Source organism: Pseudomonas sp. LBUM1655 (genome assembly GCF_059716085.1).
The window spans coordinates 865,635-879,018 of the sequence record NZ_CP166801.1 but is presented as its reverse complement, the minus strand read 5'-3'; the positions used below and the strand labels follow the sequence as shown (position 1 = coordinate 879,018).

Below are 13,384 nucleotides of genomic sequence, written 5' to 3'. Positions count from 1 at the left end.
TCAGCCGGCTGCCTTCTGTGAGTCCATCTCGGTTAGGTGCTGGCGCACGCTGCCGATTGAGTCCTGAATTCTGCGGGTAAAGCTGGAGGGCTCGCGATAAGTCATCACCAGCCGATCGATCGCGCGAGTCATGGCCACATACAGCAGGGGCGCCTCCTCGGCCTCATCCTCACCCTTCTTCGGCATTTCACCCAGGTTAGTGATCAGCACCAGGCCGAATTCCAAGCCCTTGCTCGAATGCATGCTGACGATCTTGACTGCATCCTCGCGGCCATACAACTTGCCATGGCCCTTGTCGAAGCGGCAGGTGGAGCGAGAGGGGAAGAATTGAGCCATTTGGTTTGCCTGTTCCTTGGCGTGCCAGGGGCACTGATTAATTTGTAGGGTGGATGACGCGTTTCATCCACCATCGGCCGCCGGTGGATCGGTGAAGCGTGATACACCCTACCGAGCTTTGGTTTCGTGGGTCACGACTTATAGGGTTCCTGTAAATGCCCGATATTGCAGAGAGCCAAACAGCTTATCTAATTTCTCCAAACTTGATTGGGAGGCGATGGAGCTCCAATTGAAGCGTTCGCATATCAACCCGAATTTATCCTGTAGGTCTCTCGGTGGAATCACCATAGGCAGCTCTCTCAGTCGCCCAAGCGTTATTTCTTGAAATGTCGCGCCCTTAACCTGTCGTTGAATCCAGCGTTGAGTTCCAGCAGTGCGAAGGTGATGCAAAACAAAATTTCTGTCGTTTTTTTCACCTACAGCAATCCGGGCAGTTCCCTGCGTTAAATTTGCGCCGTCCAAGGATGCCGGCACAAGTGCTGTTGTTCCCACAGTTGCTCGAATACTCATGACGATGTCGCCTGTTTCAACCCGAGACCGACCGAATTTTTTTGCAATTTCTGGAGAGGTTCGCCGCATTCCAGATTCAACTATTTTTCCAGCAGTGATATCACCTGTGCGGATATATGGAATGCCACCAGAATATTCCTCACCCGCCTGAACGATCCCATACGTAACAATCGTTCCTTCATTGACCACTTCAGATAAGGTTTTTTCCGGCCAACCCTTCGGATTCGTCACCGGGTCGCCGAACATTTCAAGAAACACTGACTGCAGCAGTTGATTGAGCTTGGCGATGGCTTCGCGACGCTTGGCGCGCAGCGTGTCGGCCTTGTCCAGAATCGCCGCGATACGGCATTGTTCGGGGAGTGGCGGGAGCGGGATTTTGAAGTCAGATATTTGACTGAATGTGAGCGCCTGCCGTGTCCCGCCACGCTGGAGCCGATCAATCTCGACTTGAAAAGCCTGGCTGCTGATGAGGTGCGTGAGATAGCGGGTAAATAGCTTCTCAGATTTAGGCCGAATGATGCAGACGTGCTGATTTACATTTGCGCTGACATCCTCCAGCTCGAATGCTGCCACTCGTCCAATTGATGCCCCCGTGATATTCAAAAGCACATCGCCATACCTGACGCGAGAGCGCTTCATTTTAGCGTCAATCGCATGAGTGACATAGGCCACGTCATTTAGGGTAAGCGCATTCATCCTGACGTTCTGACTTCGGATGAGCATAACTGGACCTTCGCTCAGATAGATTTCCGAGCCACCTTTCGGTGTTGATCCACTAGAAATAAGCGTCGTCAAGTCACCGAGCCGCGTGACATGTTCCATACGAGCCATCACTTCAACATCCCCTCCAACTCATCCATCCCCCGCATAATCTCCGCTTCCAGCACCTTTAACTCGACCAGAATTTTCAGCGGCGACTCGTGCTGCACCTCCTCGTATACCACTTGCTTGTAGCGGTTGATCGACAGGTCGTAGTCGTTGCCGACGATCTCGGCCTTGGGCACCAGAAAGCTCTGGGCGGTGCGGTCCAGGTCAACGCTGGTGTTGCGGTTGTGCCAGCGCTTGATGATGTCGGGCAGGTTGTTGGTTTCGTGTTTGCCGGCGTCCAGCTCGGTACGTTTGTCGTCCAACGAGAAACCGTCGGCCTGCATGTTGTAGAACCAGACGTTATCGGTGCCGCCGGAATTGGTTTTGGTAAACAGCAAAATGGCGGTGGACACCCCGGCATAAGGGCGGAACACCCCGGAGGGCATGGAGACGATGCCGTCCAGCTTGTGCTCTTCCACCAGCATCTGCCGTAGCGCCTTGTGCGCCTTGCTGGCGCCAAACAGCACGCCGTCCGGGACGATCACCGCCGCGCGGCCACCGGCCTTCATCAGACGCAGGAACAGGGCGAGAAAGAGCAACTCGGTTTTTTTTGTTTTAACGATTTGCTGCAAGTCTTTGGCGCAAGCCTCGTAATCCAGGCTGCCGGCAAAGGGCGGGTTGGCCAAAATCAAACTGAACTGGCCTTCGACGCCAGCATGGCCTTCGCTAAGGGAATCGCGGTTTTCAATCGCCGGGTTTTCCACGCCGTGCAGCAGCATGTTCATCGAGCCGACGCGGAGCATGGTGCTGTCGAAGTCGAAGCCGTGGAAGGTGTCGTGGTTAAAGCGCTTGGCGCTGGCGGCGTCTTGGTACAACTCGTGGCTGTGGTGGGTGTTGAGGTATTCGGCAGCTGTCACCAGAAAACCAGCAGTGCCGCAGGCTGGATCGCAAATGGTGTCCGACGGTTTAGGCGCCATCATCTCGACCATCAGTTTGATGATGTGCCGGGGCGTGCGGAACTGACCGTTCTGCCCGGCACTGGCGATTTTGCCGAGCATGTATTCGTAGAGGTCGCCCTTGGTGTCGCGGTCTTCCATGGGGATGGCGTCGAGCATGTCCACTACCTTGACCAGCAGCGCCGGGTTAGGAATGGTGAAACGCGCATCCTTCATATGCCCGGCATAGGTGGACTCGCCATCCTCGCCACCAAGGGTTTTGATAAAGGGGAACACTTTGTCGGCAATCAGCGCGTACAGGCTGACCGGATCACCCAGAACCTTGAACGCCGCCCAACGCAAATGCGCCTGGTAGGGGCTGAAAATCGGCTTATCAATCGGCTGCCCGGTACGCGCCGCCTTGCGCTCTTTAACCGTCTGCAACTCGTCGAGGCGCTTGATAAACAGCAGGTAGGTCATCTGTTCGATGACTTCCATAGGGTTGGAAATACCGCCGCTCCAGAACGCATTCCAGATCTGGTCAACTTGGGATTTTATAGCGCCTGTGATCACTGTGTATGACTGCCTGAATTGAATAATGGGGTTACTGCCCGGCTTCGTTACGTTGCGGGCAGTATGCCAAGCGGGAAAATACCGGCCTGGCAAGGTATGTGCAGTGTAACGAATAGCACTAAATAGAGTTACTTATCCGACAGGCCATCGTTATGCATTCGTGAGCAAGACAACAGCCCCGCACTATCACTTTGTGCTGACCACTACCTGCCCCTCAGCTCATCGACAAACAGCCAACATATAGCGGAACCAACGCTCCAGCAGCTGCCGCTCTTCTGGCTGCAAGTCATCTTTAGGGAAGTTCAGTACCAGTCGGAACGCATCCCCTTCTTTCAGGAAGGTGACAAAGGGGAAGTGGTGATTGAGCTGCAGCAGACGGAAAAACTGAGACGCCGTGACAAACTCCAGCGCCGCAGAGCGGGCGGCCTTTTCTAGCGCACCAGCTGGCAGCACCTCTGACAGAGAAGACACACCGCCGTGAACACTGCCTGCATCGCACCAGATAAGCTCATCGAGAACTTGCTTGCCGGCGGCGCTGAACAACCGCGCGCCCGCAACCGTCCGACGCTCAGACTGCAGATCATTCCGGCTCAGATCCTGGCTGGCACCATAGAGCGCCGTCTCAAGGTCGTCCGCAAAGTGCTTGAGGTCATTGAAGGCCATCTCAACCTCATGCAGGGAAAGTATTTCGAGCTGCCCCTGCTTGACCAGAAGTGGTAGGTCTACCGTCGCGCTAAGGTAGAAATAACTGTTGTCCGCATCCTCGTTGATGGTTAGCCGTGCCAGTGGATAACGGGCGCTAAGCCCTTCTACGAACTCTTCAAGCCGGGCAATAGCATCCTTCTGACTTCGGCAGTACTCATCCAGCCGCACCTTATTGGAGATGGGTGACGTTAGCGTCAGTAGATAGGCGGTCTCCGGTACCAACGCAGAAAACTCAGCAGCGTAGGCTAGATTTACGAAGATGGGCTGCCGCCTTTTGCCGGCGGCCTGCTCAACCAGCGGATCGATCAGGAATAAGGTTCGAGGCGTACCATGACCAACATCCACAGACTCAAACGACTCTTGACTCGGATCAATCACCTGTTGCAGATACGACGCCAGTAATACCATCACCTCATGCTCCGTATGCATCGCACAAGGCTTATAGCTATTGGCTTGCTCGCCATTAGCAAAACAAGCTCCGTAAGGGTCATTAATAGCCTGCTGCCCAAGGTTAACCGGCGTGCGCAGAAACTGCTTCCAATCCTGGGTATTGCTCAACCGCACTTCCTTGTCGAAATGCGCCTGCACGCAGGCATCCATCTGCTCCTCAACCCGATATTTGCGCACGACAAACGAAGCCACTTGATCCTCATCAACCGAGCGTTGCAGAAACGGGTAATGGATACTCAGATCAGTATTACCGGCTTGTTTTAGTCGTTGATTGACGCAGCCAAACAAACGATCAAGGCGGCCTATCCGCTGTTCGTTGTCACCGGGGGAGCCAGCCAGGCCGTAGTGATGGATCTGATGACACTGCATATGCAGGTTGACACCCTCCTGTAATACCGAAGTCGTCACCAGTACATTGGGATAAAACGGGCTGTTGAACCCAAGAATCAAGCGCTGCCGGCTATTGCTGTTCTCACCACTGGCATAGAAGCCTGGACTCGTGAGACCTTTCAAACTGCGCCACTCCTGATCCCAGCGATCCAGACCGTGATCGATAATCTTGCCGCACAATTGATCAAAGGTCTCTAGCGCCGCGATGAAGTAACGCAGCATAAGCGAGCCTTCAATTTTTCCGCTAACCCACGCGTAAAAACTCCGATACCAGCGCTGAGCATCCCTATCGCGTTCACCGCGTTGAAATTCAACAAACCATCCGTACAGTTCGACAATCACTGGACTTGCATGCAGAAAGCCCGCTTTGAGGTAATTACCGAAATTTTCCGCAACTGCCTTGTCTGACTGCGCCCAGTGCGCAAGCTTCTCTCGAAGCACTTCCGGTAGCCTGGGCACCAGCAGCGACCAGATGCTATACATGGGCTGCTCAAAGCTACCGTCCAACGCTAGACGATCACCGACTGCGGACTTGAGCTGTGCATGATTGCCACTGTGTTGAAAGCGCAGGAATTTAGCAGCATTGGCATAGTCCGCTTTCTTCGTATCTGCTTGCGCGTAATAGCCCGTATATCCAGCTTCCAGGTAGTCGGAGGCTGGCTCTAGAAACAAAGCAAAGACACTTTCCGGCTTGCTGAAGCGCAACCGCACATTCGCGCAATCGGTCTGCCCACCCTGCCCCTTCTTGACTACAAAAAGCTCGGCAATGCGGGATGCCAGCTGGGCACTTTCCTCGTCGCCGTCTTCGTCACCATCAACGACTTCCACTGCATCATCCATCGCGAGCGTAGGGTTTAACCCTGCAGTGAGCTGCTCAAAACCTTTGCGCGACCAGCCAGTACGCCGCCAAACATCCACTCGAGCGTCATCCACGGGGATGCCCCAGGCACGCAGAATGATTTCTGCAAGCAATTCGTCATAACGCGCGTTAATCCGCTGGGTCAACTCACGGACCGAAGGAATACGCCGCACAAAAACCAAATGCTTATGGTCGTGAAGCTTGCTGTCTGACGCATACAAGTCTTTAGGTACGCACTGTTCGATCAAAGCCCCGTACTTGGGATGGTCAGGGAAGGTACCGAACTGCTTGAGGTAATCTCCTGTCAGTTCGCGTAGCAGCTCGGTATCACTGGCCTTGGAAAAGTCCTCGACGGCATTGTCCTCAATACCTTCAGCCTCACCGTTCTCACTCACCTCAGGTTGATGGCCAATCGACTCAAAGCCCTCAAGGTAGCCATACATCAGGCTCTTGTTTTCCTTTTGTTTGCGCAGGTCAGCCACCAGCCTTTTTTGATACAAGGCGAAGAACATTTCAGCATTCGGTCGCCCTTCAAAGCCTGCGGCTAAAGCTTTCTCATGACGGTAATGGTGCTTGCCGTGTAAGCCACCAACCCCCTCCATCAGGCGCAAGCGCCTGAGCGCATAGGTTTGCAAAAGCGAGCGGGTCTTGGCTGAATCACTCAAGCCGACCAACTCACCCGCGGGGTCAATCTCGGCGAAGTAACTGAGAATGCTTTGTACATCGATTAAGCGCGTATGACTGGGGGTGGCTGTCATCAACAGATTCTTCGCGCCCAGCCGATTGCCCTCGGAACCGAACAACGCGCGCGCAGCACTAACCCGCTGTGAGCCACCATTGAGGTTGCGTAGGTAATGCGCCTCATCGACGATGATCAGGTCAAAGCCGTCCACTCCCAAAGCTGCCTTAAGGCGCTGATGAATACTTTCAGCTGCAACACGGGCCGCACGAGGGCCTTCTGATTTCAATTCGGACGGCACCAAGCCGCTTAGTGCGTGGATCGTCGTCAGGTATAGATGCCCGGCTCGTCGTTCGACCGCACTCACTAGATCATCGAGGCGATAACACTGCTGCACCGAAGGCACTGGGCCGCCGTCCACGATATTCTTCACGCTGTGATCGGCATCGCGATAGTGCACACGCACAAAGGTCTCGAACTCACGTCGCCAATGCCGGCAAATATCCCGACCTGGGGCCATGACCAGCACCCGCGCATCGGGCTTGAGCTTCCATAGCAACGCCGCCACACCAAGCGCCTGGAAGGTCTTCCCCATGCCAACTTCATCGGCCAGCAGAGCAACTCCCTTAGTCGACAGCAGGTTCCACAGGTAAGCCACACCTTCGGTCTGCTTGGCCGCCATCGACTCACGATCATTAGCCTGATACTGCCAGTCGGGGTTGCTACGTTCGAAGTTGATCCATTGCGACACACGCTGCGGGTCGAGCCCACCCCAGATTAGCGAACTCATCGTGTGCCCCATTTGCCGCTGATTTGCTGATGCGCCTGCTGCAAACTTTGTCGGTAGGCCTCGTTGGCACCCGCCGGTAAAATTGTCTCGGCAATCGACAATGCTCGCCATCGCGTCAGAGGTACGGACTGTTCAGTTTTGGGAAAGCGCTTACGGATACGCCGGGCCAATTCACACAGGCCATTGACCTCCTGCGCCAGAAACCAGCTGAAAACACTGCTGCCATCTTGCGAAATACGTTCGGTGGTCTTGCCGACCAACTCTTCTAAGCAACCCGGTCGGCTAAACACCCAGTGCTCGAGCGTACGAATATTTTCAATGGCATGCAGGCGTGCGGCGTACTGGTAGCTAGCAGAAAACAAGCGGAAGTAACTGATTTCACTTGCCGTACCCTCAATTTGAGCGTTAGCGGCCTCGTCAGACTCGCAGAGCGCACCGTCCAGCAAAAGCTCACCGCTCTCGGTTTCACGCACCCGGAAGCTCGCATCCTCAAACGAAGACTCGTTGCCGGCATATGCCATGGCGTCAAACAGACTCTTCAAGTCGTCGTATTGCTGAGCACGACGGAACTGCGGCTGGGTTTCGATCAGCATGCCGACATGGCAAAGCTGATCGCCGTTAAACACTTTAAAACAGTGATCCGTCAGCAGTGCACGCACTGTGGCTATAGAGAGAGGAGGCAGCTTCAGCGTTTTTGCCTGCGGCACCCAGTTCAAACGCAGGAGTTTTTCATGATCAGGAATACGCAATAAATAGTCATTTCCCGGCGGGCAAGCTGCATTCCACTGCCCACTAAACTGATAGGTCTGATTGGCCCAGTCAAACCTCACCGCAATAGAAAACGGCAGTGGCTCAGGTACCTCAAGGGCCTCAGCCGCTAGCTGTTCATCGGTGGCAAACAGGCCGTCGTGGGCATCCAGCACCTTGCCTAGCACACGATCAATCGGACTGCTGTCGGCAATGATAAAACCGGCCTCGATGTTGTTGTGCCGCCCACTAGTGGCGGCGCCAATACACGTGTTGGCGCCCGCATGGGTGAAGTTCCAGGAGCCCAGGGCTAAATGGCTCGAGGTTTTCCAGAGCTTGGCGTGGGTCATTGCTACCCGCTCATCCAGTTGGCATGGGTTCTGACACAAGAACAGCTCTTTATCCGCAAGCATTTGCTCCAGCGCATCGCTCCACTGGGTGCGCAGGTACTGACCATCCACTCGATCAGCTACCAGACTGAGCATTAATTGCGGCTGGTTAAAATCCTGCTTCAAGTGGCGAATAAAGCTGGCCAGGTCTTTTGAGAAATACGGCGACCATACTGCCAGTCGCTGTAGCGAATTATCCCCGAACAGCTGGTGGAGAAACACCTCACTCTGAAAGCTGTGGCAGAAACGCACGTCGCTGCTTTCAGACGAAAAAGCCCTGCGTACTTCCAGCGGGCAATCCATTCCCACGTTGTCAAAAACGGCCTTAAAAAACGCTTTCAATGACTGATAAAGCGTCAGGCTTTGCACCGGTACAAAGTGAAAGACTTCCTGATTGCGCCCCCAGCCACTGAGGGTCAGATTGGCGCTGCCCGTGCCCAGCACACGGCCCTCGGCTCCTTCCAGATAAATCACCTTGGCATGGAACAGGCTATCTACGCTGATACCCCTGCGGGGCTCCTGAGGGTTGTTACCCGGCGCGATACCATGTACCGGTATCGCCGTGCGCTTGATTTGATCGGCCCCGATAAAACGCCGATCGCAGAACACCCTAAAGTCGATGCCCTGCTCATTCAGTACCAGTTGTAAGGCTTCGTAGTCCATGCGCGTACGCGGAGTCTCAGCCCCCAGCACCGCAGGTAGCAGATAGGTTTCAATAAACTCGATGTCGATACAGAAGCTGGTTAACCACACCCGTTTTAGCTTGCCAAGGTCTTTAACCTGCTCGGCAAATGCATTTAGCAACTTCATGCCGACACTCCACGGTAACCGGCCAGCAGATTGCGAAACTGCGGTATGTAGTAATTATTTACCCAGCGGCCTAGCGGCCATTTTTCAGCAGATGGCAACGCTGTAGTGCGGGCATTGACCTTGATCAGCTCAAGATCCTGCGCTTGTGCCCAAGGTAATTGGCCTCGGCCACGCATCACCCAGGCGTGATATTCCAGCAAACCACACAGTTGCTCGGCAAAGCTTTCAGCGCTGGCCAACTTGAGCAACTGCGCCAGACGCTTACGGCCTGTGCCGATCGGTACGATGGTCAGTGTTGGCAACGCTTCTATCCGGGCAGCTGCCACTGGCAGAGTGCTGGCATCACGCCCAAGTGCCTTCCAGTGAGCCTCGATCTCTGTGATGCGTTGGCTCTTGGCATGGTGCGCAAGGGTAAACAGTAAATGTGCTTCTGCTAGTAGTGGCTCTAGGGCTTGCACATGCGCCAACTTGATCTGCTGTGCAGTGTTATCACAGCGTTGCTCGGCTAAAGCAAACAACTGCTGTGCTGGTAAGAGCATTTCAGAGGATTGCTGCGCGTGCTCATCCAATACGCTTAACAAAGCACCTGAAGCACCTTGAGCCAGACCGGTGATATCCAGCCAAAAGTCGCGCGTATCCGCCCCCACCTGTCCCGGGGTTGGCAGTGTTGTCCGGTAAGCATCACGTAGGCTAGGTGGCACATCGTGTAAGGCAATCGGGGCTTTGCGCTTGAACCCCGTCAAGATTTCCAGCAAATGCAGGCGAGCCTCTTGATAGAGAGCACCCAGTCGCTTATTGCTCTGAAACAGAGAGTGAGCTTTATCCCACAGCAGTACAGCATCGGGTTTGTGGTGGTAGTTGTATGCAGCGTTGAAAAAACCCATCTCCATGAAGGGAGTTTTGTAACGCCCACTTACGCCAAGCCCCAATTGGCGGACCAGCAGGTAGCCTGCTTTTTTGTGAGTAAACTGCAGCTGCGGATTACCTCCTGGATCCTGCTCAAGCCTAGCACGAGCCTTGCTGGCACCCAGAACACCCATACTGTCTACGCCTGCACTGGCAGGCTCCACCATGGCATAGGTAAAAATATTCTCCAGATAGACAAGGCAAGCCTGGCGCAACGCTAAGCTGTGCTTGTCTCCTACCTCGTCGACCAGTGCCTTGCTCGGTTGAACAGAGTCGTCGTCACACAGGTCACGGATCAACGCGTGGTGCAGCAGGTTAAGAGTGTAATTGCGCACATCGTTGGAGATGGAGTTGACCCTATTCTTGAAGATCCGCTGACCGAACGCCGACCAGATCACTAGAACCCCAAGAGGATCGATATAGCTATCGCCGCTTAGTTCATCGTCGTACTCGGTCAAAATATGGCTGAGTTGCATAGCACTTCCTTAGTTCGAGTTGATACGTCCGGCTACACGCTAGTCGCACTGGCTGCCTGACCACGACATCTAAACCTTTGCATCTGTAAATAAAGAACGCATGTATTGGTCGCGAAACCTGTGGCGTACTCGCAGCTAACAGATGCCTTGCCAGAGCTCATCGGACTCGACAATCGCCACGAAACGTTTTGAAGAAAACCCATCGGGAAACAATGAGCACTGATCATCCTCGTCAAGCTGGTCTATCGGCCAGAGAAGATGCTTCTCATCATGCAAAAAGACCTCAAGGGTTTTACGGGATACCACCCTGAACCCATCGACTAGGCTATTAGCCTCTGCTGCTTCCGAACCCGTGATGTTAAACCTGTAGGACTTTATAGACGTCTTGCAGAGGTAGATGGCGCGGAAACAGCTTGGAAAATAATTCACGTCACATGGGATGGCTGGACCTCCCAGCTTGCTCAATAAATTACTCTCGCCGAGTAGTGGACCAGTTAGCTGCCCCTGAAACCTTTGTTGCCTGCCCCTTACGCAAGCAACGAGCCCCTACAGGCTTGAGCCGCAGATGCTGATCATTCTTGACCAGGTAATTCATGGCGTAATGCACATTACCTCGCGCATTCAGATCCCGTCTGTGGATTAGGCCAATCCCTAACCTGTCTTGGTATTTATCTTTTTCGAGATTGCAGTTGTTGATATAGCCCCGACCACGGGTAATACGCTCCCACAGCTCACCGATCCGCTGCGCCCTGTAGATATCAGCACTCACCTGAGCACCGTTGAAGAAGAAGGCGGCATGAATGTGATACCCCCGATCTTCCGCTTGCTCAACGCTGCATACGTAGCCGGTCTCATGGTCGAAAAGCAGATTACGCTCACGCTCAGCAATCAGCTGATTCAGGTCGTCGAATACGTCCTCCACACGTAATCTAACCTGCGCCTCTGCGTAGTAATACAGATCAACCCTGATCACGCAGGTACGGGCGTAACGATCCAGCACAGCATCAACGTAGCGAGCGATTTCGACATCCTGCTGAATCGCTTCGTAGCGCTGATCGTGCTCCCAGCGCTTGTGTCGCTTTTTGGTGAGAAGCGTTCGGATGTGTTTGGTAAGTTCGTTCAGCGTCTCGCTGGTGCTCAGATAGCGAGTTTCACCTTCGTTCAAACAGGTAATGCCACATGGGCTGCGTTCAATCCCAATGGCCTGGCAGGCCTCCCGAAAAAGGATCAAATGCCAGCTGTACTGATACTCCTCGTCACACTCGAACAATGCGACCATCTGCTCGATTCCATCGAAGTATTTTGAAAGCCTGGTTGCATTGACCTGCTCGTTCCCGTGCTTCGAGTAAGTGATTCGGAAGGCTTGGCTATCTGTATGTTGAACGGCGTTGATGAGTCGCTCAACCCGGATTGCAATATCGGACTGTGAGCGGCAGGTGTAGCTGTTTCGTTCGGTCATCATGGTGCACCTGATTGGTTGTTGGCATATCAGGTGCGTGATGTGTATTTATTTAATTGATGCCCCCATCAGCTGAGCAGTGGTGGCTGTGTCGCTATCAATTTCCAGCCATTGATTGTTTATGGATTGATAGTCTAGATCTATATAACTAGATCCCGATCCGAGCCCCAGCGACCATCCCAGCCGGGCAAGGCAACGGGGAGCAACATTACCGCGCCAACCGAGAGATTGAACCATCCTGGCCTTGGGAGAGTTAGCTGAGAACCCCAAACGACCATAAGCGCCATGACCAGCCGTAGCAGGTCATGGCGCTTATGGTCGTTTCTAGCTGGCCATACTCAAGTGGCCTGTGGACTTCACCGCAGCACCCACGGCCAGGTCACGCTCTTCGATCCTTGCCAGGATCCAATCGTGCACCTCGCTATCAACCCAACCGACGCAGCGATCACCTAGTGGAACGGGCTTCGGGAAGATGTTTTCCCCGATGTACTTGTAGATGGTCGACCGTGCAAGACCAGTCGAGTCAATGACTTCTTTCAGTCGGATGATCCTCATGAACGAGCTCCTGTATTACGTTCAGAGGATTGGCAAGGTCGGTAAAAAATGACCTAGCCCTTCATTAGCCGTCTCGGCGGAGGCGAAGCGAGGCCACAAAATAATCGATCCGTCAGCGGCATCTCAGCTTCAGAACTCCAGGGTTTATCACTCACGAGGCCTCGCCTTTCTTCGCGTAAAACCATGCACTCAGGGACTTCAATAGGAGGCGGCTGAAGTACTAACGTTATGACTTTGTAACCCGCGCCCGCCGAGGCTGGCAGGATACTCAGGCAACCCGGTTCAAATCCGACCCAATTCGCCTGACCAAACCTCGACCTGAACTCTTGCGCCATCTCAAACACTAGACGGCAAAAATGCTCGACCACTTCGCGCAACTCGGTTTCCGTTTGTCCCTCTTCGAATGCCGATGGATTTCGCAGCGCCGCAGCGATATTTTCCTGAAGCCAGCCAGCGTCGATTTGCACCCCATTACCAAGGTCAATCCAATGCCGTGAAAGCAAATCAGAGGCATGACGCAGTAGCATGTGCTGAAGGACCTCGAAGACCTCGATTTTCTGCCCTGCAAGAAATCTAATTACCGCCTGGGGTGTCTCATGCTGATCTCCTGCGTGCCGACTTCTCCATGCCAGGACATCCCGCCGAAGTGCTTCCCCATGGTCAACGCGTTTGGCGTCCACATCCCTAGCCGCATGCACCATTACCGCGGTACTGCGCTTCACGGCAAATACCGAGTGATTCAGATTTAGGTAATAAGTGCTGCTGATCTTGCCACCGCTAAACACAGAACTTGATAACCCCGGCATATGGCGACGGACCAAACCCAAGGCGATCAGCCGCTGAAGTCGATATTTTAAGCTGTCGGTATCGAGCCCGGTTGCGCGTTGCAAACCTACGTTACCAATCCCCTCCACCACGCCAAAGCGATCCGCATGTGCCAGCAAGACACCCAGCAGCAAGCGATTGCAGGCGCTCAATTGACCGCGTGCACCGAGAGGCGCGGGCTTA

The 13,384-nt window shown here is 54.0% G+C and carries 9 protein-coding genes; all 9 read right to left on the bottom strand.

The genetic code is table 11. From position 1 onward, the window contains the following. Entirely contained in the window at positions 1 to 336 is a 336-nt protein-coding gene (locus ACA074_RS03790) for a 3'-5' exonuclease (protein WP_497678476.1), read from the bottom strand. Between the two features lie 138 nt (positions 337 to 474). Beyond that, positions 475 to 1,677, bottom strand: coding sequence for a restriction endonuclease subunit S (locus ACA074_RS03785; protein ID WP_497678475.1), 1,203 nt, complete (start codon positions 1,675 to 1,677; stop codon positions 475 to 477). Beyond that, entirely contained in the window at positions 1,677 to 3,161 is a 1,485-nt protein-coding gene (locus ACA074_RS03780) for a type I restriction-modification system subunit M (protein ID WP_497678474.1), read from the bottom strand. Before ACA074_RS03780 ends, ACA074_RS03785 begins: the two co-directional genes overlap by 1 nt. 219 nt (positions 3,162 to 3,380) lie before the next feature. Then, complete coding sequence (locus tag ACA074_RS03775; protein ID WP_497678473.1) at positions 3,381 to 7,034, bottom strand: DEAD/DEAH box helicase; 3,654 nt, start codon at positions 7,032 to 7,034, stop codon at positions 3,381 to 3,383. Continuing rightward, positions 7,031 to 8,980 carry a phospholipase D-like domain-containing protein gene (locus ACA074_RS03770; protein WP_497678472.1) on the bottom strand — a complete coding sequence of 650 codons (1,950 nt, stop codon included), beginning with the start codon at positions 8,978 to 8,980 and terminating at the stop codon, positions 7,031 to 7,033. The genes ACA074_RS03775 and ACA074_RS03770 overlap by 4 nt, the downstream gene beginning before the upstream one ends. Then, complete coding sequence (locus ACA074_RS03765; protein ID WP_497678471.1) at positions 8,977 to 10,362, bottom strand: hypothetical protein; 1,386 nt, start codon at positions 10,360 to 10,362, stop codon at positions 8,977 to 8,979. Before ACA074_RS03765 ends, ACA074_RS03770 begins: the two co-directional genes overlap by 4 nt. 469 nt (positions 10,363 to 10,831) lie before the next feature. Next, complete coding sequence (locus tag ACA074_RS03760) at positions 10,832 to 11,821, bottom strand: YagK/YfjJ domain-containing protein (protein WP_497678470.1); 990 nt, start codon at positions 11,819 to 11,821, stop codon at positions 10,832 to 10,834. A 324-nt stretch (positions 11,822 to 12,145) separates the two neighbouring features. Further along, positions 12,146 to 12,376, bottom strand: a complete 231-nt coding sequence (locus ACA074_RS03755; RefSeq protein WP_497678469.1) for a helix-turn-helix transcriptional regulator — start codon at positions 12,374 to 12,376, stop codon at positions 12,146 to 12,148. A 53-nt stretch (positions 12,377 to 12,429) separates the two neighbouring features. Further along, positions 12,430 to 13,353 (bottom strand): hypothetical protein, encoded by a 924-nt coding sequence (locus ACA074_RS03750; protein WP_497678468.1) that lies wholly within the window; start codon positions 13,351 to 13,353, stop codon positions 12,430 to 12,432. Positions 13,354 to 13,384 lie beyond the last annotated feature (31 nt).